The organism is Streptomyces sp. NPDC059851 (genome assembly GCF_042732005.1).
Taxonomy (GTDB): Bacteria; Actinomycetota; Actinomycetes; order Streptomycetales; family Streptomycetaceae; genus Streptomyces.
Map to the genome: position 1 here is coordinate 31,951 of NZ_JBHWJJ010000007.1, position 23,884 is coordinate 55,834.

Annotated in this window: 21 protein-coding genes; 14 read left to right on the forward strand and 7 right to left on the reverse strand. The window is 71.9% G+C overall.

All coding sequences use genetic code 11. The features are described 5' to 3' along the window. Window positions 1–181: 181 nt before the first annotated feature. From ACFV7Q_RS03565 to ACFV7Q_RS03580, 4 genes are all read right to left on the reverse strand, one after another. A complete protein-coding gene (locus tag ACFV7Q_RS03565) occupies window positions 182–1,240 on the reverse strand; it encodes a YeiH family protein (RefSeq protein ID WP_385423133.1) in 1,059 nt (352 codons plus the stop codon). Beyond that, entirely contained in the window at window positions 1,240–1,794 is a 555-nt protein-coding gene (locus ACFV7Q_RS03570) for a cysteine dioxygenase (protein WP_385423135.1), read from the reverse strand. Before ACFV7Q_RS03570 ends, ACFV7Q_RS03565 begins: the two co-directional genes overlap by 1 nt. Before the next feature lie 99 nt (window positions 1,795–1,893). Continuing rightward, entirely contained in the window at window positions 1,894–2,799 is a 906-nt protein-coding gene (locus ACFV7Q_RS03575) for a LysR substrate-binding domain-containing protein (protein WP_385423137.1), read from the reverse strand. A 190-nt stretch (window positions 2,800–2,989) separates the two neighbouring features. Then, entirely contained in the window at window positions 2,990–4,636 is a 1,647-nt protein-coding gene (locus ACFV7Q_RS03580; protein WP_385423139.1) for a S1C family serine protease, read from the reverse strand. A 222-nt stretch (window positions 4,637–4,858) separates the two neighbouring features. On the opposite strand from ACFV7Q_RS03580, the gene ACFV7Q_RS03585 reads away from it, so the two are divergent. From ACFV7Q_RS03585 to ACFV7Q_RS03595, 3 genes are all read left to right on the forward strand, one after another. Further along, the gene (locus tag ACFV7Q_RS03585) at window positions 4,859–5,659 is read left to right on the forward strand and encodes a glycerophosphodiester phosphodiesterase (protein WP_385423141.1); all 801 of its coding nucleotides are present in this window, start codon (window positions 4,859–4,861) and stop codon (window positions 5,657–5,659) included. A gap of 85 nt (window positions 5,660–5,744) precedes the next feature. Then, on the forward strand, window positions 5,745–6,347 hold the full coding sequence (locus tag ACFV7Q_RS03590; RefSeq protein ID WP_385423143.1) for an ATP-binding protein: 603 nt from the start codon (window positions 5,745–5,747) through the stop codon (window positions 6,345–6,347). Window positions 6,348–6,645: 298 nt separating this feature from the next. Beyond that, the gene (locus ACFV7Q_RS03595) at window positions 6,646–7,620 is read left to right on the forward strand and encodes a DUF5926 family protein (protein WP_385423145.1); all 975 of its coding nucleotides are present in this window, start codon (window positions 6,646–6,648) and stop codon (window positions 7,618–7,620) included. 182 nt (window positions 7,621–7,802) lie between these two features. Here ACFV7Q_RS03595 and ACFV7Q_RS03600 read toward each other — a convergent pair whose 3' ends face one another. Both ACFV7Q_RS03600 and ACFV7Q_RS03605 read right to left on the reverse strand, forming a co-directional pair. Further along, window positions 7,803–8,408 carry a hypothetical protein gene (locus tag ACFV7Q_RS03600; RefSeq protein ID WP_385423147.1) on the reverse strand — a complete coding sequence of 202 codons (606 nt, stop codon included), beginning with the start codon at window positions 8,406–8,408 and terminating at the stop codon, window positions 7,803–7,805. Window positions 8,409–8,613: 205 nt separating this feature from the next. Further along, window positions 8,614–9,375, reverse strand: coding sequence for a bifunctional DNA primase/polymerase (locus ACFV7Q_RS03605; protein WP_385423149.1), 762 nt, complete (start codon window positions 9,373–9,375; stop codon window positions 8,614–8,616). A gap of 405 nt (window positions 9,376–9,780) precedes the next feature. On the opposite strand from ACFV7Q_RS03605, the gene ACFV7Q_RS03610 reads away from it, so the two are divergent. Continuing rightward, window positions 9,781–11,388 carry a PP2C family protein-serine/threonine phosphatase gene (locus ACFV7Q_RS03610; protein WP_385423151.1) on the forward strand — a complete coding sequence of 536 codons (1,608 nt, stop codon included), beginning with the start codon at window positions 9,781–9,783 and terminating at the stop codon, window positions 11,386–11,388. A 96-nt stretch (window positions 11,389–11,484) separates the two neighbouring features. After that, entirely contained in the window at window positions 11,485–12,951 is a 1,467-nt protein-coding gene (locus tag ACFV7Q_RS03615; protein WP_385423153.1) for an aminopeptidase P family protein, read from the forward strand. Window positions 12,952–13,047: 96 nt separating this feature from the next. On the opposite strand, the gene ACFV7Q_RS03620 is transcribed toward ACFV7Q_RS03615, so the two are convergent. Further along, the gene (locus tag ACFV7Q_RS03620; RefSeq protein WP_385423155.1) at window positions 13,048–13,539 is read right to left on the reverse strand and encodes an ATP-binding protein; all 492 of its coding nucleotides are present in this window, start codon (window positions 13,537–13,539) and stop codon (window positions 13,048–13,050) included. 201 nt (window positions 13,540–13,740) lie between these two features. Here ACFV7Q_RS03620 and ACFV7Q_RS03625 point away from each other — a divergent pair, with 201 nt between their 5' ends. The 9 genes from ACFV7Q_RS03625 to ACFV7Q_RS03665 all read left to right on the forward strand — a co-directional run bounded on the left by ACFV7Q_RS03625 (window position 13,741) and on the right by ACFV7Q_RS03665 (window position 23,599). Next, entirely contained in the window at window positions 13,741–14,553 is an 813-nt protein-coding gene (locus ACFV7Q_RS03625) for a hypothetical protein (RefSeq protein ID WP_385423157.1), read from the forward strand. A 117-nt stretch (window positions 14,554–14,670) separates the two neighbouring features. Continuing rightward, on the forward strand, window positions 14,671–15,387 hold the full coding sequence (locus ACFV7Q_RS03630) for a YcnI family protein (protein WP_385423159.1): 717 nt from the start codon (window positions 14,671–14,673) through the stop codon (window positions 15,385–15,387). A gap of 105 nt (window positions 15,388–15,492) precedes the next feature. Then, window positions 15,493–16,146 carry an SCO family protein gene (locus tag ACFV7Q_RS03635; RefSeq protein WP_385423160.1) on the forward strand — a complete coding sequence of 218 codons (654 nt, stop codon included), beginning with the start codon at window positions 15,493–15,495 and terminating at the stop codon, window positions 16,144–16,146. Next, complete coding sequence (locus tag ACFV7Q_RS03640) at window positions 16,143–16,622, forward strand: copper chaperone PCu(A)C (protein ID WP_385423162.1); 480 nt, start codon at window positions 16,143–16,145, stop codon at window positions 16,620–16,622. The genes ACFV7Q_RS03635 and ACFV7Q_RS03640 overlap by 4 nt, the downstream gene beginning before the upstream one ends. 30 nt (window positions 16,623–16,652) lie before the next feature. Beyond that, window positions 16,653–18,704, forward strand: coding sequence for a copper resistance protein CopC (locus ACFV7Q_RS03645; RefSeq protein ID WP_385423164.1), 2,052 nt, complete (start codon window positions 16,653–16,655; stop codon window positions 18,702–18,704). After that, window positions 18,701–19,993, forward strand: a complete 1,293-nt coding sequence (gene efeB / locus ACFV7Q_RS03650; protein WP_385423262.1) for an iron uptake transporter deferrochelatase/peroxidase subunit — start codon at window positions 18,701–18,703, stop codon at window positions 19,991–19,993. The genes ACFV7Q_RS03645 and efeB overlap by 4 nt, the downstream gene beginning before the upstream one ends. A 42-nt stretch (window positions 19,994–20,035) precedes the next feature. After that, window positions 20,036–20,971 (forward strand): prephenate dehydratase, encoded by a 936-nt coding sequence (pheA, locus tag ACFV7Q_RS03655; protein ID WP_385423166.1) that lies wholly within the window; start codon window positions 20,036–20,038, stop codon window positions 20,969–20,971. Window positions 20,972–21,512: 541 nt separating this feature from the next. Next, on the forward strand, window positions 21,513–22,790 hold the full coding sequence (gene serS, locus ACFV7Q_RS03660) for a serine--tRNA ligase (protein ID WP_385423168.1): 1,278 nt from the start codon (window positions 21,513–21,515) through the stop codon (window positions 22,788–22,790). Continuing rightward, entirely contained in the window at window positions 22,787–23,599 is an 813-nt protein-coding gene (locus ACFV7Q_RS03665) for an HAD family hydrolase (protein WP_385423170.1), read from the forward strand. Before serS ends, ACFV7Q_RS03665 begins: the two co-directional genes overlap by 4 nt. The last annotated feature ends 285 nt before the right edge of the window (window positions 23,600–23,884 follow it).

Here is a 23,884-nt window from a genome sequence, read left to right on the forward strand (position 1 = left end):
CCCGTCGAACCGGACAGGGTGGGGGTGAAGAGCTGTCGGTGCGGATCGGCCGCAGGGTCGCACGCGCGGCACGAGAAGTCAGGAGACGGCTGGAACGTTCGGTCGGTTCAGGCCAGGATTTGGCCAACTCCCGCCCCTGGGGCCGCTCGTCCGCACCTCCCGCCCCTCACCATCCCTTCCCTCATACGGTCATCAGCACGCCCGCGTACGAAACCCCGGCCACTACCAGCCACGCCCCGAGCCCCAACACGGCGGCCCGCCCGCCGGTCCGGGCCATGGAGCGGAGGTCCACCGCGCTGCCGAGCCCGAACAGGGCGGTGGCCAGCAGGAGTTCCTGCAGCGTGTGCGCCCACTCCAGGGCAGCCTCGGGCAGCACACCAGTGGCGCGCAGGGCGACCGCGGCCAGGAAACCGGCTACGAACAGCGGCACGGGAGCCGGGCGGCGCCCGGAAGCCGTGCGCTCGCCCCGACGCCGGGCCCGCAGCGCGAAGGCCACGGCCGCCACCAGCGGAGCGAGCAGCGCCACCCGCATCAGCTTGACCACGACGGCTTCCCCGAGCGAGCCGGGTCCCGCGGTCTGCGCGGTCGCCACCACCTGTCCGACGTCGTGGACGCTCGCGCCGACCCAACGCCCGAACGCCACGTCGGAGAGCCCGAGCGGATCCTGGAGCAGCGGGAGGACGGCGATGGCCAGCGTGCCGCACAGGGTCACCAGCGCGGCCGAGGCGGCCACGTCCTCCTCGTCGCTGCCGGACACCTGGCTCACTGCACCGATCGCCGAGGCACCGCAGATCGAGTAGCCGGTGGCGATCAGCAGCGGCTGGTCGCCCGGCAGGCCGAGCCGCCGGCCCAGCCAGAGCGTTCCGACGAAGGTCGCCGCGACCACGCCCGCCACCATGGCCACGGTGGCCCAGCCCAGTCCGAGGACCTGTTCCAGGCCCAGGCCCAGGCCGAGCAGCACGATGCCGATCCGCATCAGCCGCCGCCCGGCCAACGAGAGGCCCGGGCGGGCGACCCCGCGCACGGTGTCCCGCAGGCCGGGGAGGTGGGCCGCCCCGATGCCCAGCACCACCGATGCGGTCAGCATCGGGATCCCGGGCAGCAGCCGGTGTATGCACCACGCCAGGGCGACGCCGACGGCCGCCAGCCCCAATCCCGGCCAGGAAGAAGATGTTTCACGTGAAACCGGGCGCGCCGGTGCGCTTCCCGCCGGGCGCACCGGGCGGTTGAGCAGCGCCATCAGTCGGCGGGGAGCGTGTAGACGCGGCGCACGCTGCTGCCCAGTCGGACGACGTCGGCTCCGTAGACGTGGATCGATATCGCCTTGGTGGTACAGGAGTTGCGCACCTTGTGGATGTCGCCGGGCGGGGCGAACCCGCAGACGTCACCGACCCCGTTGACCACGGCCTCGGTGGCCACCAGCCGGGCGCCGGACGTCGCGGTGGCGGGTGCGAGCCGGTAGCGGAGCTCGCTCTCCTCACCCTCGTGCACGCCGGCCACGCACCAGGAGACGTGGTCGTGGATCGCGGTCTCCTGACCGGGCAGCCACACCAGCGCCACCACGGAGAAGCTGCCGTCCGGCTCCGCGTGCAGGACGTGCTGCCGATACCGGTCGGGGCTGCCCTCGCACTGCTCGGGCATGAGCAGGTCGGGCGTGCTCAGGTGCGGGGCGAGTCGTTCGCCGACGAGGTAGGCGGTCAGGTCGGGGGCGAGCCCCCGGTCCACGACCGTGCGGATCTCCTGGACGAGGGCGGCCATCCTCGCAGTCGTACGGGCCGGCGTCGTGGTGGTCATAGGGGCAGCGTCGAACAGCTCACCCATCACGTCCAACGACAGTTTTCACCTGAAACTGCAAGCAGCGCTTATGGATTGCAGTGGTGGAGATCAGCAGGGTCAGCAGCCGACACGGTTCGAGGCCACCAGCTTGAGCGCGTCCAGCACCACGGCCGTCGCCGGTATTCGCAGGTGGTCGCGGTACACGTACGCCGAGATGTGCCGGCGCGCGTCCGGCTGGAGCGGCCGCCCACAGACCCGGGTCAGGGAGAGGGAGGGCAGCACCAAGGCGGGCATCATCGCCACGCCGAGCCCCTGCCCGACCATGCTCTGCACCACCAGGTTGTCGTCCGAGGCGAACCTGATGTCGGGGACGAAGCCCAGCTCGGAGCACTCGTGCAGCAGGTTGGCACGGCAGCGCGGGCAGCCCGCGATCCACCGCTCCTCTGCGAGATCGGCCAGGTGCACGGCCCGGCGCCGGGCTAGTTGGTGCCCGTTCGGGAGCAGGACGGTGAGCTGGTCCTCCAGCAGCCTGACCTCGACGACCTCCTCGGGAACCTCCTCGTGCAGCCCCGGGTAGGTGAAAGCCAGGGTGATGTCGCACTGCCCGCGTTCCAGCCGCTGCAGCGATTCCGGGGGCTCCCCGTCCAGCAGCTCGACCTGGATGCCCGGGTGGTCCTTGGCCAGGCTGCTCAGGGCCTCGGGAACGAGGGTGGCGTTGGCGCTGGGGAAGCCGCACAGGCGTACCCGCCCGGTGCGCAGACGGGCGTGCGCCTTCATCTGGGCTTCGGCGGCGGAGAGACTGCCGAGGATGGACTCGGCGTGCCGGGCCAGGGATTTTCCGGCCTCGGTGAGCTGCATCCGGCGGCCGACCCGGGTGAACAGTGGCGTGCCGACGGCGCGTTCGAGCGCCTTCATCTGTTGGGTGATCGCGGGCTGCGTGTACCCGAGGGCGCGCGCGGCCGCCGAGTAGGAACCGGAGGCCACGACTTCGTGGAATGTACGTATGTGCCGCGAATCGAACACACCGGAAGCATAAGCGGACGTTGGGAGGGGCCGTAGGCGGAATCCCGCCCGCGGCCCCTCGCCGTTCCAGCCAGCAGACCTGACCGGCGGCCCGGCCGTGCGGCTGCCGGCCGTAGCTGCCGGCCGTGGCTGCCGGCCGTGGCTGCCGGCCGTGGCTGCCGGCCGTGGCTGCCGGCCGTGGCTGCCGGTGCTACTTGTCGCCGACGCGCGAGCCGAGGGTGATGTCCACGGTGTTCGGCTTGCCGTTGCGCAGGTAGGTCAGTTTCACGACGTCGCCCGGCTTGTGCGTCCAAATCTCGCTGATGAGGGTCGGGCCGCTGTCGATCGGTCGGTCGCCGAAGCGGGTGATGATGTCACCGGGCTGGAGGCCGGCCTTGCCTGCCGGGCCGTTGGGGTCGACCAGCTCGTTGGCCGGCGCGCCCTGCTCGGAAATCTTGGCGCCGTCGACCTTGGACTGGAGGTCCACGGAGACGGAGATGACCGGGTAGACCGGCTTGCCCGTCTTGATCAGCGACTCGGCGACGTTCTTCGCCTGGTTGATCGGAATGGCGAAGCCGAGGCCGATCGAACCGGCCTGGCCGCCGCCGAAACCGCCGCCGCCGGCGGACTGGATGGCGGAGTTGATGCCGATGACCGCGCCACGACCGTCGAGCAGCGGACCGCCCGAGTTGCCGGGGTTGATCGAGGCGTCCGTCTGCAGGGCGCTCATGTACGAGTTCTTGCTGCCGGAGCCGTCACCCGAGGCCACCGGGCGGTCCTTGGCGCTGACGATGCCGGTGGTGACCGTGTTGGACAGGCCGAAGGGGGCGCCGATCGCAATGGTCGGGTCACCGACCGCGACCTTGTCGGAGTCGCCGAGCGGCAGCGGCTTGAGGCCGGACGGCGGGTTCTTCAGCTTGAGCACGGCCACGTCGTAGCCCTGGGCCCGGCCCACGACCTCGGCCTCGAACTTCTTGCCGTCGGAGAACGTCGCGGAGACCTTGCCGCCGTTCGCGGCGGAGGCCACCACGTGGTTGTTGGTGAGGATGTGCCCCTGCTGGTCGTAGACGAATCCGGTGCCGGTGCCGCCCTCGCCGTCGCCCGCGGAGGCCTGGATGGTGACGACGCTGGGCAGCGCGGTCGCGGCCAAACCGGCGATGGAGCCGGGTTCGCGCTTGAGGTCCTTCGGCGTGTTGCCGGCGGTGATCGTCGTCGAGCCGAAACCGTCGCTCTTGCGCTCCGCCGCCCAGTAGCCGAGGCCGCCGCCGACGCCGCCCGCGAGCAGGGCCGCCACGAGCACGGCGGCGATCAAGCCGCCGCGGCCCTTCGGCTTGGCCGGGGGGACGCCGTCGGCCAGGGGGGCGCCCCAGCCGGTGCCGTGGCCGCCGCCCGCGCCGTACGCCGGGACCGCCGGCGGCGCGGGAGGCCAGCCCTCGGCGCCGTACGCAGCGGCGGCGGGAGCCGGGGCGGGGTGCGGTGCGCCGTGCGGCGCGGCGGGCTGTGCGTACCCCGGCGCCGGAGCCTGGTGTGGGGCGGGCGGGATGTGCTGGGGGGGCTCGGTGCCGGGCGCCGGCGTCGGCGGCAGCTGCTGGGTCACGGGCTCGGCGGGGAAGGCGGCGGGCGCCGCGGCCGCGGCGCGCTCGGTCGCGGCCGGAGCCGGGGCCGGGGCCGGGGCGGTCGCCGGAACCGGAGGGACGGTGGCCGTAGGAGCGTCCGCGCCGGCGCTGGCGGGGGCCTGGGGCGGGGCCGGCGCAGCCGCCGGCTCCGAGTGGGCAGCGGAACCGGGAGCGGCCACCGGGTGTGCCGACGGGGCCGCGGGGGGCGTCGGGGCCGCGGTTCCCTCGTTCTCGGTGCTCACAGCGCTCTCTCCTCGTCACACACGGCTACACACAACTGACGTTCCGGCCCGACTGAACGTTCGACGTGCCGTACAAGTTCCTGGGGAAAGCGTTCCCCATCACCCGTCAGAGCACTGTAAGCCGGACCTGTGCGTCACCCCATTCTTTATGTCTGGCATTTCGGTCACACCCCCGCGGCCGAAGCCCTCCGTCCAGAGCCTCCCCGGTGGCACCATGACCCGGTGACCCACGTTACGCCGCACCCGATCCAGGTCGTCGCCCACCGCGGCGCTTCGGAAGATGCCCCCGAGCACACGCTGGCCGCCTACCGCAGGGCCATCGAGGACGGCGCGGACGCCCTGGAATGCGACGTCCGGCTCACCGCCGACGGCCATCTGGTGCTGGTCCACGACCGCCGGGTCAACCGCACCTCCAACGGCCGCGGCGCCGTCTCCGCCCTGGAACTGGCCGATCTCGCGGCCCTCGACTTCGGCTCGTGGAAGGACCGCGAGGAGTCCCCCGACTGGGACGCCGACCCCGAGCGGACCGCGGTCCTCACCCTGGAGCGACTGCTGGAGCTGGTCTCCGACGCCGGGCGACCCATACCGCTCGCGGTCGAGACGAAGCACCCGACCCGCTGGGCCGGACAGGTGGAGGAGCGCCTCCTCTTCCTCCTCAAGCGGTTCGGCCTGGACACGCCGCCCGCAGAGGGTCCGCACCCGGTCCGCGTCATGAGCTTCTCCGCCCGTTCCCTGCACCGGGTGCGGGCCGCCGCGCCGACGATCCCGACCGTCTACCTGATGCAGTTCGTGTCCCCGCGGATGCGCGACGGGCGGCTCCCGGCCGGCGTGCGGATCGCGGGCCCGGGCATGAGGATCGTGCGCAACAACCCCGGCTACATCCGCAGGCTGCAGGATGCGGGCCACTCCGTGCACGTGTGGACCGTAAACGAACCCGAGGACGTTCAGCTCTGCGCTGATCTGGGTGTGGAAGCGATCATCACGAACAGACCGCGACAGGTTCTGTCACAACTCGGACGCTGACGTCCCCTTTTGCCCAGCCGCCCCGCGGGACCCGTTGGTGACAGGGTGTGCCCCGGCGCATTCGCTCCGGAGTCGATGGTCATGAATGCGTCAGAGGGCTCCGGTTCGTCGGTTTCCGGTCCGGGCCGTTGGGGCATCCAGACGATGGCGTGGGGCTAAGGAGGTTCCGGGGGTGGCGTTGGTGGTGGCACAAGAAGTGCCCACGTCGTCGTGCATGGACGTACGCCATGGTCCTGCGGGCGTAGGCGAGGCGCGGCACCGGATGCGCGAGCAGTTGCGCATCAGCGGGGTGTCCGAATCGGTCGTGGACGACGCCGTATTGATCCTTTCCGAACTGCTCAGCAACGCCTGCCGGCACGGCAGACCGCTGGGCGCGGGGGAGATCGGCGACGGAGAGGTACGCGCCGCGTGGCGCATCGACATGGCGGGGCGACTGACGGTCGAGGTCACGGACGGGGGCGGTCCCACCCGCCCGGTTCCGGCCACGCCCTCCGTCACCGCGCACGGCGGTCGGGGGCTGAACATCATCAGCGCCCTCGCACAGGACTGGGGGGTCCGGGACGGAGCGGCGGGCGAGGTCACCGTCTGGGTGATCGTCGCATGCGGGCCCCGTCATGCGGATTTTGCTACGCGCGTTGCGCCCCCGGTCCTCGACTTCAGCGCCGCCTTCGACGATTTCGAGCCCTGACTCCGGGCTCCGTGACCCGGGGAACCGTGAACCCGGATCCCGGACACGGATCCCGGACACCGATCCCGGACACGGATCCTGACCGACCTCGACCGACCCGACCGCGGCGACCGTTCCGACTGCGGCGCTCGCATCAGCAGCCATCGGTACGACCATCAGAACAGCATCCCTACGCGCGACCGACGCGGAACGCACACCGCCCGCGCTCCCGGCCGCACTCCACCGGTTGCGGCGATAGGAACGGCTAGGCTCGGCCCAGACGCAACAGCCGTACCGCCGCAAACGGGAGACACCCACGATGGCCAAGAAGCGCCCCGCAGCCAAGACTGCAAAGCCGCAGCTCCAGAACGGGGAGATCCCGGTGGTGGGCGCGCGGGAGCCCTGCCCCTGCGGATCCGGGCGCCGCTACAAGGCCTGCCACGGCGCGGCCGCCGCGCACGCCGCCACCGCGCACGTGCAGCGCCCCTTCGAGGGCCTGCCCGGCGAATGCGACTGGGTGGCTCTGCGCGAGCTCGTGCCGGCGGCCACCATCCCGCTGACGCTCAGGGGCGGCCTGCCCGAGGGCGTCCCCTCCGTCACCCTGGTGACCGTACTGCCCATGGCCTGGCCGGCGCTGCGCCGCGAGGACGGCTCCGTCCTGCTCGCCCTGCAGAACGACTCGACCACCGGGGACCTCGCCCGGGACATGGCCGACACCCTGGAGCGCGCCCTGACCACGGAACCGGGCAATCCGGTCCCGGCCCGCCGGGTCCCCGCCGAGGGTCCGCGACTTCAGGATCTCCTGGACACGGACGGCGTTTTCGAGCCGGTTGTGCACAGCGGCTTCGAATTCTGGATTCCGGATGCGGAGACGGCCCAGAACGCATCCCCGGAGATCGCCGCCTCGCTGGAGCGCGCCAACGCCGCCGCCATCCCCACGGTCAAGCTGGCGAGCGTGGAAGCGGCCTACTGGTGCGAGACCCCGGACAAGAACCACCTGCGCTGGGTCATGCCGCACGCCGAGGAGAAGCTGCTCGACGCCCTGGCCCGGCTGCACGCGGCGGGCGCCTCCTCACTCGGCGAGGGCACCAAGCTGGTCGGCTCCTTCCGGGCGCACGGCCTGGTGGTCCCGGTCTGGGACCTGCCCACCGGCATGACCGCCGACGACGTGGAGAAGCCGGCCGCCGAATTCGCAGAGCGCCTGGCCACGGCGCTGGCGTCGGACGTGCCGCTGACCACGGAGGAGCGCCGGGCCCGTGGCGGGCTCACCAACCGCCAGATCACGCTCAGCTGATCGTCGCGGCGCCCGCAGGAGCGGTGACCGCGGTCACAACTCCCGCTAATCGTCTGCAAATCGGTGTCTGAATATCAGAGATCGAATTTGCGAACAGGCGATCTCTTGTTACCGTTCTTGTAGCCCGGTCGCTGGTGCATCCCCCGTCGCCAGCGACCGGGCCCTTCCATTTCCCGGGCGGCTCAACCCTTGTCCGCTGTCGGTGAGTTGCTCCCGGACCGCAGCAGCAGCCGCCCTTCCTCACCCGGAACTGCAAACTCCGCAACGGCCGAGTAGCCGTCCTGGGGTCCGGCCGAGGCCTCCCGCGGCGTCTCGCACAGGCCGGGCTCGTCCCCCGCGCCGACCACGCAGCGGATCTGCACCGTCCGCCCGGCGGGCCCCATGAGCGTCAGCACGGCGTCCAGAGCGCGGCCGCCGGTGTTGCGGAAGTAGCTGCGGCCCCAGGTCCGCCCGTCGGCGCTCAGGACACAGGTCTGCGCCTCCAGCCCCTGGGCCGACGAGAGTTCGGGGCCGCACCGGGAGTCCGTACGCGGCTGCTGCGACGGACCCGGCCGGGCCGATGCGCCCTGCCCCGACCCGCCTTCGCCCGCCGCACCGGACCGTGCGGTCGAGGGCGACGGCGTACGGGACGGGCCCGACGGCGGATCGGCAAACCCGAGGGCGGAGAGGAGCCCGCCGCCTTTTCCGTCGTCCTGACCGGCGAAATCCGGTCCGGCGATCGCTCCGGCCAGCGGGAGTGACAAGATGATCAGCACACCGGCGCCGATACCGATCAAGCGGAGATTCATTCGGCGAAGATAGCGACGTGGGAATGGGCCCCGGAGATCCCCGCGCCCAATTCCCTTGGAAACGCGTCGCATCGACACCCGTACGAGTGAAGGGCCGTGCCGGTGGAACCGCCCCCGCCCGGGCCCCGGCAGGAGCCCGGCTGCCGGACCTCGGCTACCGGACCTCAACTACGGCTGACGGAGTCCGTTCCCCGACAGCCCGCCGTCAATAGGCGAGCCGGCTGCCGCCGCCGGAGGCCCCGCTGCTCGCCTCGACCAACGCGTCCACCACGGCCTCGACCTCCGGCAGCCACGGGCTCCCGGAGCCTGCGGGCTCCCGCTCCCACCACACCTGTACGCCGCCGCACGAGGGGGAGGGCGGGAGCAGGAGATAGCCGCCCTCGCCGTGGAAGCGCAGCGCGGAAGGGACGTGGTCCTTGGCGTAGAGGAGTTCGCCGAGCCGTTCCAGCGAGTACGGCGCCACCAGCAGCGACCAGCGCGTGGGCGTGGCCACGATCGGGCCGAGCCGCAGCCCCTGCGCCTCCAGCCGTACGACGGCCTGCGCGGCCGCGGCGGCGGGCAGGCTCACCGCGCACGGCGCGGAGCCGCCGGTGGCGAGCAGGACGGGGGCGGCGGGGCGGACGGTCCACCACCAGGCCACCATCCGGGGGTCGGTGGTGGCCGCGAGCAGTCCCGGGTCGAAGGGGTGGGCGCCGGGGACGGGGCAGTCGGGATCGGGGCAGGCACAGCGGTCGGCGGCGTCGGGTCCGCAGCGGCCGATGCCCGGGAGGACGGGCCACCGCCGCCCGGTGGCACAGGCCAGCGCCGCGTCGCGCAGTGCCGGGTCGGGGAGCGTCGTGTCGGGGAGCGTCGCGCCGGGGAGCGTCGCGCCGGGAAATGCCTGGTCGCCGCTCTGGGCCGGGGCGGGCCGGAGGGTTTTCAGGCGGTTGCGGAGCCGCTGGAGACGCCTTCCGAGGATCTCGCGCATGAGCGCTCGTTCCTTTCCTTGAACGCCGAGGGCCACATCACACCATGTAAGCGGTGCCTCACCACACGTACACGTTTCGCGTCACTGTCCGCCAGAAGCAGGTTCACACGGTTCGTGCAGTTTTCTTACGGGTCCATGAAACGTCCGGCGGGGCGGAACGCGACCCGCGCCGGCACCGAGACCGGCTGCCGCCGCTAAGGACGACGGCCCCTGCCGGGCGGTTCCCGGCGGATGCCGGGCTGCACCAACTGCCCCCGGGCATCACTGAGTACGTACCCGAGGCCACTTCGGCGCCCGCTCAGTCGATCGCAAAAACCGTCCGCTTCCCGCTTTTTCCAGCCAAGTTCTAGCCCTGGCTGGACCGTGAGTTGCCGTCTCACGGACACCAGGATTCCCAGCCGGACAATGCTGGACATCGATCCTCGTGTGCGTGTAGATGTGGATTCATTGATGGCGGCGCAGCACGATCTGGGGGTTTGCGATGCTATATGGCGAATCGCACCAGGTGGAAAGGCGGACGCCATGAGCGCCCCGCATCTGCCGAAAGTGGCTGGAATGGATCCAGCAGTTGCAGCGGTCCCGCACACTACGGCATCCACACCCGTCCTGACCTCCCCCGTCCCCGCCGAGGCCCCCGCGCCCAACACCCTCATCCAGGACCGCCTCGCAGGCATGGTCTCCGACCTGACCACCCTCCACGAACTCACCGAACGCCTCGCCCGCGCCAGTGAGCTGGAGTCCTCCCTCCAGGAATTCCTGCGCGCCGGAGCCGCACTCGTCGGTGCCCGCCGCGGCCTGATCGTCCTGGAACCCTCCGACGGACTCGGTCCCACGACCACCATCGGCCTCGGCCTCGGCCGCGCCGACCTCGGGCACATCGAGACCGTCCCGCGCTCCGCGACCTCGTACGGCCGCATCCTGGACGGGCTCCCCGACGCACGCGGCGGCTCCGAGGTCCTTCCCGATCCCGACGCCGCCCCCGGCATCGGCGGGTACGGAGCTCCCGTCGACCCCCGGCACCGCGAGGTCGCCACCCGGCTCGGCTACGCCGCCAGCTACGCCCTGCCCCTCACCGCCGAGGCCACCGGTCGACTCGGCGCCGCCGTCTGGCTGTACGACGAGCCCGCCGAGCCGAGCGACCGCCAGCGCGACGTCGTCGGCCTCTACGTCCGCCACGCCGCCGAGCACCTGGCCCGGATGCTGGAGGTGGAACGGTCCCGCAGCCGCCTCGCCACGGTCGCCGAGGAACTGCTGCCCAGCAGGCTCCCCCGGATCCCCGGCGTCCAGCTCGCCGCCCGCCACCACCCCGGGCCGCGCGGCGGCGGCGAGTGGTACGACGCGCTCCCGCTGCCGGAGGGCGCCCTGGGGCTGGCGGTCGGCTCCGTCACCGGCGCGGGCCCCAGCGCCCTCGCCGCCATGGGCCGGCTGCGGGCTTCCCTGCGGGCGTACGCCGTGATGGAGGGCGAGGATCCGGTCGCGGTCCTGTCCGACCTCGAACTGTTGCTGCGCCTCACCGAGCCGGCGCGCTGCGCGACCGCGCTCTTCGCCTACTGCGAGCCCGCCCGGCGCAAGATCCTCCTGGCGGGGGCGGGGCACACGCCGCCACTGGTGACCGGGGAGCGGCGCACCGAGTACGTGGAGACCTCGCTCTCCGCACCCCTCGGAATGCTGTCCTGTTGGGAGGCGCCCAGCGTGGAGATCGAGCCTGCACCAGGAGAAACGGTGCTGCTGTACACCGACGGGCTGCTGCGCCGCATCGGCGAGCCGATGGACCGGGCCTACGCACGGCTGCACGCCGCTGCGGCGGGAGCCCCCCGCGGAGTCCGCGACGACCCTGCGGCGTTGTGCGACCACGTCCTGCGCGCGGTCCTGCCCGAAGGGGACCCGGCGCTGGGCGGCCCGGTACCCGCGGCGTCCCCCGCGCGCACCTCGGCCGCCGCACCCTCCGCCGCCGGGGGCCGCAAGTCGGAAGAAAGGGAGGACCTAGTCCTCCTCGCTGCCCGATTTGACTGATTCATCACAGCCGTCCCCGGGCGTCTTCCCCTCGCACATACGATGGATACGGTCCTTACCCGGTCCTGTCGTAGCTGTCGTAGCTGAGGAGAAGACGTGGCTGACGAGCTCACCCCGGAGACCCCGGAAGAAGAGCAGCCCAAGAAGACGCCCAAGCAGCGCAAGAACGGGCTGTACCCGGCCGTCAGCGACGAGCTCGCCGAGAGCATGCGCACCGGCTGGGCCGACACCGAGCTCCACGGCCTCGAGCCCATCGCCCAAGCCGCGCACACCGCAGCCCGCCGCGAGACCCTGTCCGCGCGCTTCCCGGGCGAGCGCCTCGTCGTGCCCGCCGGCCGGCTGAAGATCCGCTCGAACGACACCGAGTACCCCTTCCGGGCCGCGACCGAGTACGTGTACCTCACCGGCGACCAGACCGAGAACGGCGTCCTGGTCCTGGAGCCGGCCGGCGAGGGCGGCCACACGGCCACCCTCTACCTGCTGCCCCGCTCCAACCGTGAGAACGGCGAGTTCTGGCTCTCCGGCCAGGGCGAGCTGTGGGTGGGCCGGCGTCACTCCCTCGCCGAGGCCGAGCAGCTCCTGGGCATTCCGGTCAAGGACGTCCGCGAGCTCCCCGACGCCCTCACCGAGGCCACCGGCCCGGTGCGCGTCGTGCGCGGTCACGACCCCGTCATCGAGAAGGCCCTGACCGACAAGATCACCGCCGAGCGCGACGAGGAGCTGCGCGTCCACCTCTCCGAGGCCCGCGTGGTGAAGGACGAGTTCGAGATCGGCGAGCTGCAGAAGGCCGTCGACTCCACCGTCCGCGGCTTCGAGGACGTCGTGAAGGTCCTCGACAAGGCCGAGGCCACCTCCGAGCGCTACATCGAGGGCACCTTCTTCCTGCGCGCCCGGGTCGAGGGCAACGACGTCGGCTACGGCTCCATCTGCGCCGCCGGCCCGCACGCCTGCACCCTCCACTGGGTCCGCAACGACGGCCCCGTCCGCTCCGGCGACCTGCTCCTGCTCGACGCCGGTGTGGAGACCCACTCCCTCTACACCGCCGACGTCACCCGCACGCTGCCGATCAGCGGCACGTACACGGACATCCAGCGCAAGATCTACGACGCGGTGTACGAGTCCCAGGAGGCCGGCATCGCCGCGGTCAAGCCGGGCGCGAAGTTCCGCGACTTCCACGACGCCGCCCAGCACGTGCTGGCCGAGAAGCTCGTGGAGTGGGGCCTGCTGGAAGGCCCGGTCGAGCGCGTCCTGGAGCTGGGCCTGCAGCGCCGCTGGACCCTGCACGGCACCGGCCACATGCTCGGCATGGACGTCCACGACTGCGCCGCCGCACGCACCGAGGCGTACGTCGACGGCACGCTGGAGCCGGGCATGTGCCTGACCGTCGAGCCGGGCCTGTACTTCCAGGCCGACGACCTGACGGTGCCCGAGGAGTACCGGGGCATCGGCGTCCGCATCGAGGACGACATCCTGGTCACCGAGGACGGCAACCGGAACCTGTCGGACGGCCTGCCGCGCGCCTCCGCCGACGTCGAGGCCTGGATGGCCCGGCTGAAGGGCTGACGGCCGCCGAAAGGCCACCGGCCACCGGCCACCGGCGTGCCCCGGATGGGCGGGACCTCCGTACGTACACGTACGGAGGTCCCGCCCGTCGGCGTATCACGAGGCCTGCAGCAGGGCCGCCCCCTCGCGCCACTTCAGGATCTTGTCGAAGCTGACCACCGCGCCGCTGCCCGGACGGTTGCGGAAGCGGACGTGGTCGGCGAGCTCCTCGATCAGCCACAGGCCGCGGCCGCTCTCGCACTCCGCGGGCAACGGATCCGGATCCCCCTGCAAGGCCGGGGGCCCCGCGGCCTCCGGGAACCCCGGGCCCGAGTCGGTCACCTCGATGCGGCAGCAGTCCCCGTCCAGGTACGCCGTGACGCGGTAACCCCCGCACGCCTCCGCGGCCGACTGCCCGTCGCGACCGGCAGCCGGTGCGGGCCCGCCGTGCTCCACCGCATTGGCGCAGGCCTCGCTCAGGGCCACCGACAGGTCGAAGGAGATGTCCGGATCCACCCCCGCGGTCTCCATCGTCCTCAGCAGCAGTCGCCTGGCGAGCGGCACGCTCGCGGCTTCGCGCCTCAACTGGAGAGACCACCAGATGCTCATACGGTTACCTATTGCCACCCCCGGCGCACCGTAAGCACCCGACGACCCCCACGGCCCTCATTCGGCCGATGCGGCACGCCGGGGCCGCCGTGTATGGCAGTGCGATGGACGCATGAGATGAACAGGCCGCAGAGCGGGCACTCGCGACCTTCCGGACCTGCCGTATGCGCGGTTACGGCGCAGTGCGATGATGACCCGGCCATGACTGTCCCCCATGCGACGTCCGCCGGAGTCGGCCTCCGGCTGATCCGGGCCGCGGTGTTCACCGCGGTCTGCGTCGTGCTGTCCGCGGCCGGTCATGCGCTGGCGTCCTGCGCCCCCGTGCCCTGGTGGGCTCTGGTCATCGGCTTCCTGACCGTGTTCGCGGTCACCGCCCTGCTCGCGGGGCGGCGGCGCTCGCTGCGCGGCCTCGCCGCCGGGCTCGCCGCCGGCCAGCTCGGACTGCACACGGTGTTCGGCCTCGCCCAGCACCACACCGCCGCCGCCACCGAGGCGCGCAACGCAGCCGACACCTCGCTCGCGGAACTCGCCGCGCAGCTCGTGTGCGGGGGCAACTCCGTCCCGCCCGGGCCGGCCGACGCCCGGCGGATCCTGGAGGCCGCCGGACTGGATCCGGCCGCCCTCGCCGCCCAGGCCGAGGCGCAGGCCCACACCGGCCACGCCCACCTGGTCCGGGCCGCCACCGAGCCGGCCACCGGCCTGCTCAGCCCCGGCATGTTCGCCGGCCACCTGCTGGCGGCACTCGCCGCGGCCTGGCTGCTCGGCCGCGGCGACGCCGCCCTGTTCCGGCTCGTCGAGCTGTCCCGCAGCTCCGCCGAAGCCGGGCCGGTACGCCCGCTGCTTGCCGCGCTGGCCTTCGTGCGCGCATTCGGCGCCGGGCTCGCCCCGGCCCCCGCGGGCGGGCCGCAGCTCCCGCGTACCGCCGCCGAGCCCGCGGCGCCCACGGGCCGGGAAGCACTCCAGCACACGGTGATCAGGCGCGGGCCGCCCACGGCGCTCGCCCTCGCAGCCTGACGCGGCACCCTCCACCCCGGAGCACCGAGCACGGAGCACCCGGGCGGCGGTGCCGTGGAACCCGCGCGCCGGCGCGCGCGGCCACCGTCACCCCTGCCCTCTGGAGTTCCTCCCGCCATGAAGACCTCGCGCGTCTCCCTCGCCGCCGCCCTCGCCACCGGCTCCGTCCTCCTCCTGTCCGGCCCGGCCTCCGCCCACGTCAGCGTGCAGCCCGGCGAGGCGACCAAGGGCGGCTACGCCACCCTCGACTTCAAGGTGCCGAACGAGCGCGACAATGCCTCGACGACGCAGCTGGAGGTCAACTTCCCGACCGACCAGCCCCTGACGTCCGTCATGCCGCAGGACGTGCCGGGTTGGACCGTGACCGTCGAGAAGACCAAGCTCGACAAGCCGCTCACCGTCCACGGCAAGCAGATCAACGAGGCCGTCACCAAGGTCACCTGGAGCGGCGGCAAGATCGAGCCCGGCAAGTTCCAGCAGTTCCCCGTCTCCGTCGGCAAGCTGCCGGAGAACGCCGACCGGATGGTCTTCAAGGCGATCCAGACGTACGACAACAACGAGGTCGTCCGCTGGATCGAGGAGCCCAAGGAGGGGGCGGCCGAGCCGCAGACCCCGGCTCCCGTCCTGAAGCTGACCGCGGCCAAGGCCGGCGCCGCGCACCACGACGACGCCCAGAAGCCCGCCGACGCCGCGCACTCCGCCCAGGACGACCACACCGGGGCCGCTGCCGGAGGCGGCACCGACACGACCGCGCGTTCCCTCGGCGTCGCCGGGATCGTCATCGGCCTCGCCGGCGTCGCGTTCGGCATCTCCTCGCGCCGCCGCGCCTCCTGACCTGCCGCCCTCCAGGGGCGTATCCACACACCACAGCACCCGCGCGGCCGGACACCCCGTCCGGCAGCGCGTCAGCAACCAACCCGATTCCAGGGACACAACGCCATGCGCACCACACGTGTGACGGTCGCCGCCCTCGTGGCGGCGGCTGCGCTCACCCTCACCGCCTGCGACGGTGGGGACCACGCGAAGACCGACGGGGTCACGCAGATCACCGGCCAGTCCAAGGCCGGGGCCGCAACGGTCCTCGACCGCCCCTTCGACAAGCCGGAGCTCGTCCTCACGGACACCGGCGGCAAGCCGTGGAACCTGCGCGAGCAGACCCAGGGCAAGCCGACGCTCATCTACTTCGGCTACACCAACTGCCCCGACGTGTGCCCGCTGACGATGAGCAACATCGCCGTCGCCAGGAAGGCGCTCCCGAAGGCCGACCAGGAGAACCTCCGGGTCGTCTTCGTCACCACCGACCCCGAACGGGACACTCCCGAATCCCTCGGCGCGTGGCTCAAGGCCCAGGACCCGTCCTTCATCGGACTGACCGGGGACTTCGCCACCATCCAGGCCGCCGCGCGCACGCTCGGCATCGGCATCGACCCCGCCAAGAAGGAGGCCGACGGCAGCGTCGTCTCCATGCACGGCGCCCAGGTCATCGCGTTCTCGCCCAAGTCGAACGAGGGTTACCTCCTCTACGGCGAGAACACGACCGTCGACACCTACACCAAGGACCTGCCGAAGATCATCAAGGGAGAGAACCCGTGAACACCCGCACCACCCGCACCCTCGCCGCCGCGCTCTCCCTGACGGCAGCACTGGCCATATCCGGCTGCTCTTCCGACTCCGACGCCACCGGCGGCAAGCCGAAGATGACCGTCAGCGGCGGGTTCATGCCCGAACCGGTCAACGAGAAGATGGCCGGCGCCTTCATGGTCATCAAGAACGACTCCAAGACCGCCGACAAGCTCGTCGCCGTCACCAGCCCGCTCTCGGACGACATGCAGATCCACGAGACCAAGGACCAGAAGATGCAACAGGTCCCGTCCATGGACGTGCCGGCGAACGGTGAGCTCAAGCTGGTGCGCGGCGGCAACCACATCATGTTCATGGGGCTCAAGAACAAGCCGAAGGTCGGCGAGAAGGTCACCATCGAGCTGCGTTTCGAGAAGGCCGACCCGGTCAAGGTCGAACTGGATGTGAAGGACCGGACCCACCAGGCCCAGCACACCGAATCCCACTGACGCACTGACGGACCGAGGGACTGACACGCCATGACGGCCACCGCCCCCGCCCCCTCCACGGCCCGCGACCGGGCCGCGGCACTCCTGCCGCGGCTCGCGCTGGTCCTCGCAGCCCTGCTGGCGACCCTGTTCACCGCGGCCGCCCCGGCCACGGCACACGCCGCACTCACCGCGAGCGACCCCGAGGAAGGGGCGGTGGTCGCCACGGCTCCCGCCCAGGTCACCCTGTCCTTCTCGGAGCAGGTCGCCATGGGCGACGACTCGATCCGCGTCCTGGACCCGCAGGGCAAGCGCGTGGACACCGGCGAACTGCGCGACATGTGCAGCGGATCCACCGTCCGCTACGGCACCGCCCTGCACTCCGGCCTGCCCGACGGCACGTACACCGTCGCCTGGCAGGCCGTCTCCGCCGACAGCCATCCCATCTCCGGGGCCTTCACCTTCTCCGTCGGCGCCCCGTCGGCCACCAACGTCACCCTGCCCGAGCGGCAGGCCGGGGGCGGCCCCGTCGGCCTCGTGTACGGCATTGCCCGCTACGCCGCCTACGCGGGCTTCACGGTGCTGGTGGGCGGCTGTGCCTTCGTCCTGGCGTGCTGGCGGCGGGGCGCTGCACAGCGGCCGCTCCAGAAGCTCGTCCTGCGGGCCTGGGTGACGCTCACCGCGGCCACGCTGGTGATGCTGGTGCTGCGCACCCCGTACACCGGCTCCGGGGAGTTCGCCGACGCGTTCGACCTGGGCGGCCTCAAGGCCGTGCTGGAGACCAAGACCGGCGCCGCCCTGGTGTCGCGGCTGCTGCTGCTCGGAGCAGCCGCGCTCTTCATCGCCGTGCTCTTCGGCGCCTATGCGCGCCGACAGGCCGGCAGCAAGGTCGACGCGGAGGGCACGGAGGGCACGGAGGGGGCCGACGGCACGGGGGGCGCCGACGGCACGGACAAGGACACCGCCGACCTGTTCTTCGGCCTGTGCATCGGCGGCAGTGTGGTCGCCGCAGGCATCGCCGCAACGTGGGCCCTGTCGGAGCACGCGTCCACGGGCATCCAGACCGGTATCGCCATGCCCGTCGACATCCTGCACCTGCTGGCCGCGGCCGCCTGGCTCGGCGGACTGGCCGCCCTGCTCGTCGCCCTCCACAAGGTTCCCGGCATCGAGCGCGACGCCGTCCGGCGCTTCTCCCGGCTCGCGTTCGGCGCGGTCCTGGTCCTCGCCGTCTCGGGCACGTACCAGTCCTGGCGCCAGCTCGGCAGCTGGTCGGCTCTCACTGGGACCGAGTACGGACGGCTGCTGCTGCTGAAGGTCGGGCTCGTCGCCGTCCTGATCGGCATCGCCTACTTCTCCCGGGGCTGGACCGCGCGAATGGCCGAGGCGCCCGCCACTGAGCCCGCCAAGGCCGCTGCGGCTAGCGGCGTTCCCCGTGAGGCGCCGGGCGGTGTTTCACGTGAAACACCGGAGCCCGTTTCACGTGAAACACCGGCCTCCCCGGCCGAGGACCCGGAGGTCCCCGAGGACCGGGAGCGCGTCGCGCAGCTCGCCCGGCAACGGGCGGCCGTGCAGAACGCCCGCGAGCGTCAAGCCCGCGACGCCGACCCCCACCGGGCCGGCTTGCGCCGCTCCGTGCTCGCCGAGGCGGGCGTGGCCGTCGCGCTCCTCGCTGTGACCACCCTCCTGACCAGTACCGAGCCCGGACGCGCGGTCGCGCAGGAGACCGGTCGCGCAGCGGGCGCCACCACGGCGGTACCCGACCGCGCCGTCAAGATCACCTTGCCGTTCGACACCGGCGGTACGAAAGGCAAGGGCTCCGTCCGGCTCCAACTCGACCCCGGCCGGGTCGGGGCCAACACCCTCCACCTCTGGGTCGAGTCCCCCGACGGCAACCCCCTCGACATCCCTGAGATCAAGGTCGCGTTCACCCTGCCCGCCAAGGACATCGGCCCCCTGCCGCTCGTTCCCGAGCGCGCGGGCGCCGGACATTGGAGCGCCTCCGGTGTCCAGCTGCCGCTCGCCGGGGAGTGGCGGATCGACGTGACCGTCCGTACCTCCGAGATCGACCAGACGACCGTGCAGAAGACCGTGAAGATCGGCTGACCAGCGTGACCGAGAGCAACACCGACATCGCAATCTCCCGCCGCAAGCTGCTGGGCACCGTCGGCGCCGCCGGCGCCACAGGACTCGCCCTCGGCGGCACCGGCGGCGCGCTCGTGCAGTCCGCCCTGGCCGAGGGGCCGCCCGGGGCGGCCGGCGCGTCCAGCGGCGGCACCAGGCTGTCCGCGGTGGGCGCCACCCAGGTCGCGTTCCACGCCGACCGCCAGGCAGGCATCACGACACCACTCCAGGCCAAGGGCCATGTCCTCGCCTTCGACCTGGCCCCCGGCGCCGGCCGCAAGGAAGCCGCCGCCCTGATGCGCCGCTGGTCCGACACCGCCCGGCGGCTCATGGCGGGGGAGACCGCGCCGACGGCCGACACCGGCATCGCTCTGGACGCCGGGCCGTCCTCCCTGACGGTGACCTTCGGCTTCGGCCATTCCTTCTTCGAGCGCACCGGGCTCGCCGATCGCCGCCCCACCGCGCTGGACCCACTGCCGGAGTTTTCCGCCGACCGGCTCGACCCACAGCGCAGCAACGGCGACCTGTGGGTGCAGATCGGCGCCGACGACGGCCTCGTCGCCTTCCACGCGCTGCGCTCCCTCCAGAAGGACGCCGGGGAGGCCGCCCGCGTGCGCTGGCAGATGAACGGCTTCAACCGGTCCCCCGGCGCCACCGCCGCCCCGATGACCGCCCGCAACCTGATGGGCCAGGTCGACGGCACGAACAACCCGAAGCCCTCACAGCCCGACTTCGACAAGCGGATCTTCGTGCCCGCCGGCGGGCCGGGGCCAGCCGAGCACGCATGGATGGGCGGGGGCTCGTACGCCGTCGTCCGGCGCATCCGGATGCTCCTGGACGAGTGGGACAAGCGGTCCCTCGCCCAGCAGGAGCAGGTCATAGGCCGGACCAAGGCCACGGGCGCACCACTCACGGGCGGCACGGAGACCAGCCGGATGGAGCTCGACAAGCTGGGCCCGGACGGCAAGCCCGTCATCCCGGCCAACGCCCACGCCCGGATCTCCGCCCCCGAACAGAACGGCGGGGCGGCCATGCTGCGGCGCCCCTTCTCGTTCCACGACGGGATCTCCGCCGATGGAGCCCCGGACGCCGGGCTGCTGTTCATCTGCTGGCAGGCCGATCCGTTGCGCGGCTTCGTACCCGTACAACGCAAGTTGGACCGGGGGGACGCCTTGTCGGAGTTCATCCGGCACGAGTCCAGTGGCCTGTACGCCGTGCCGCCCGGCCCGCGCGCCGGGGAGTACGTGGGGCAGCGCCTGCTCGAAGGGTGAACAACGCCCCTTGCGGCGGGTGCCCGGCATTAGGCTGATCGCATGTCGGCCACCCGCTTCACCTATCTCGGTCCCGAGGGCACGTTCACCGAAGCCGCCCTCCGCACACTGCCGGAAGCCGCGACCCGGGAGCTCGTCCCGATGGTGTCGGTGCCGGCCGCCCTGGACGCCGTGCGCAACGGGGAAGCGGCAGCCGCGCTGGTGCCGATCGAGAACTCGGTGGAGGGCGGTGTCACGGCCACCCTGGACGAGCTGGCCTCCGGTGAGCCGCTGATGATCTACCGCGAGGTCCTGCTGCCGATCTCCTTCGCACTGCTCGTGCGGCCCGGAACCGAGCTGTCGGACGTCAAGACCGTGACCGGGCACCCCGTCGCCCAGCCGCAGGTGCGGAACTGGCTGCGGGCGAACCTGCCCGACGCGGTGTGGGAATCGGCCGCGTCGAACGCCGATGGGGCCCGGCTGGTTCAGGAGGGCCGCTTCGACGCCGCCTTCGCGGGCGAGTTCGCGGCCGCCACCTACGGGCTCGTCCCGCTGGTCACCGAGATCCACGATGCGCAGAACGCCGAGACGCGGTTCGTGCTGGTCGGCCGGCCGGCCCGGCCCGCCGCGCCGACCGGCGCCGACAAGACCTCGGTCGTGCTGTGGCTCGGCGACGACCACCCCGGCGCACTGCTGGAGCTGCTCCAGGAGTTCGCCGTGCGGGGGGTCAACCTGATGCTGATCCAGTCCCGACCCACCGGTGAGGGCATCGGCAACTACTGCTTCGCGGTCGATGCCGAGGGCCATGTGTCCGACCGGCGGGTGAGCGAGGCTCTGATGGGGCTCAAGCGGACCTGCCCCCAGGTGCGGTTCCTCGGCTCGTACCCGCGGGCGGGGGTCACCCGCAGTGACGTGCGTCCTCCGCGGCCCGGGACGTCGGACGGCGACTTCACGGCTGCTTCCGACTGGCTGACCCGCTGCCTCGACGGCCGGCCGTAGGCCGCAGCGGCCGCGTCGGCGCCGTCCACCGCCCACAGAGTTATCCACAGGGTGAGGAGAAAACCTGTGGACTAGTCGACAGTCGGGAGCCGTCAGGTCGACAAATCGGCTCGCGACTCAGGTTTCGCGCGGAAGAGCGGACGGTGAACGGCGTCACCCGCGTATCACCGCCCAACTCTTTGGAGCGAGCCATTCCCACCCGAATGAGTGTGTGAGGGTGGTTTGAACCTTGAATCGCGATGGCCACCCAGTGGACGGGATTGATCTAATTCCGTGTCCACAGAGGCGGCGCACAGCCTGTGGACAACTCTGCGGGCTGGGCAATTCCTGTGGACAAGGCGGGGCTACCGGACCGCTGCCCGGCTGTCCGCATGCTGGGACCGCTGCCGCCCCGGGGAATCGCCGCTTTTTATCGCGGCGGGCGCCGCGGATGACTTCCGGCCAGCCGAGCAGAGTTTTCCATTCATGGCAATTGGGACAAAGCGACACGCAGCGTGATATCGGTGTGAGTCGCGGAAGCCCAGACCGGTAGCCTGGAGGAGTGATTGACCTTCGGCTGCTCCGTGAAGACCCTGACCGTGTCCGCGCCTCGCAGCGCGCCCGTGGAGAGGACGTCGAGCTCGTCGACGCCGTGCTCTCCGCCGACGAGCGCCGCAGGTCCTCCGGGATGCGTTTCGACGAACTGCGCAATGAGCAGAAGTCGCTCGGCAAGCTCATCCCCAAGGCCTCCCCGGAGGAGCGCGCGGAGCTGCTGAAGAAGGCCGAGCAGCTCAAGACCGACGTCAAGGCCGCCGAGGCCGAGCAGAACGAGGCTGACGAGGCCGCGCGGACCCTGCTCCTCAAGCTCGGCAACGTCGTCCACCCGGACGTCCCCGTCGGCGGCGAGGAGGACTTCACCGTCCTCGAGACGCACGGCACGATCCGCGACTTCGCCGCCGAGGGCTTCGAGCCCAAGGACCACCTGGAGCTCGGCGAGGCGCTGGGCGCCATCGACGTCGAGCGCGGCGCCAAGGTGTCGGGCTCCCGCTTCTACTACCTGACCGGCGTCGGCGCCCTGCTGGAGCTGGCCCTGGTCAACGCGGCGATCGCGCAGGCCACCGAGGCCGGGTTCATCCCGATGCTGACCCCGGCGCTGGTGCGCCCCCGGGCCATGGAGGGCACCGGCTTCCTCGGCCAGGCCGCCGAGAACGTCTACCACCTGGAGAAGGACGACTACTACCTGGTCGGCACCTCCGAGGTCCCGCTCGCCGCGTACCACATGGACGAGATCATCGACGCCGAGAAGCTGCCGCTGCGGTATGCCGGCTTCTCCCCGTGCTTCCGCCGCGAGGCCGGCACCTACGGCAAGGACACCCGCGGCATCTTCCGGGTCCACCAGTTCGACAAGGTCGAGATGTTCTCGTACGTCGCGCCGGAGGACGCCGAGGCCGAGCACGCCCGCCTCCTCGCCTGGGAGAAGCAGTGGTTGACCAGCCTGGAGCTGCCGTTCCAGGTGATCGACGTCGCGACCGGTGACCTGGGAGCCTCCGCCTCGCGCAAGTTCGACTGCGAGGCCTGGATCCCGACACAGGGCAAGTACCGCGAGCTCACCTCCGCCTCGAACTGCGACGGCTTCCAGGCCCGCCGTCTGTCGATCCGCTTCCGCGACGGCAAGAAGACCCAGCCGCTCGCGACGCTGAACGGCACGCTGTGCGCCGTGCCGCGCACGATCGTCGCGATCCTGGAGAACCACCAGCAGGCCGACGGCTCGGTCCGGGTCCCCGCCGCGCTCCGTCCGTACCTGGGCGGCCGCGAGGTCCTGGAGCCGGTCGCCAGGTGAGCCCGGCCCCGTTCCCGTACAAGCTCGTCGCGACCGATCTCGACGGCACGCTGCTGCGCAGCGACGACACCGTCTCGGAACGCACCCGGGAAGCGCTCACCGCGGCCACCGCGGCGGGCGCCGTCCACATCATCGTCACCGGCCGGGGCGTGCCCTGGACCCGGCGCGTGCTGGACGCCCTCGACTACCGGGGGATAGCGGTGTGCGGCCAGGGCGCGCAGGTCTACGACGCGGGAGCCCACCGGCTGCTGACCTCGGTGACGCTGGACCGGCAGTTGGCCGGCCTGGCGCTGTCGAAGCTGGAGGCCGAGGTGGGCCCACTGGCGCTGGCCGCCAGCCGTGACGGTGTGGACGGTGATGTGCTGTTCGGTCCCGGCTACCGGGTGCACGAGGGCCTGCCGGCCGTCTACCTGGAGGACACCGCCGCGGTGTGGGCGGCTCCACTGAACAAGCTGTACATCCAGCACCCGGAGCTAGACGACGACGACCTGGTCAGCGTGGCGCGTCAGACCGTTGGCTCGCTGGTCGACATCGTCATGGCCGGTCCGGGGATAGTGGAGATCCTGCCGCTCGGTCTGACCAAGGCCACCGGGCTCTCCCTGGCCGCGCGCCGGCTGGGGGTGAAAGCCGCCGAAACGATCGCCTTCGGCGACATGCCCAACGACATCCCGATGTTCGGCTGGGCGGCGCACGGTGTGGCGATGGCCAACGCCCATGCGGAGCTCAAGGCGGTGGCCGACGAGGTCACGACCTCCAACGAGGAGGACGGCATCGCGGTTGTGCTGGAGCGCCTGCTGGGCGCCGCGTAAAGCGCGGCCGGCGCAGGACGCGCACGTGCGAGGGTCCGGGGCAGCCCGCGCCGAACGGCGCGCTCGAAGTGGCCGCCCCGGACCTTTTGTTCTCCCCGCACCGCCCACTCTGCCCGGGGCGGTAGTCCCATACCAGTTATTTTCGGTGCCCCGCCCCTCGGCGGCGCCCTGGCGGGCTCTGGGTCATGTTTCACGTGAAACGTGCTCAGGACGGCTGCAGGGGGCGGGGTTCGACGGCGTGGACCGTGCTGTGCTCCACACGACTGTGCCCCGCGCGGCCTACTG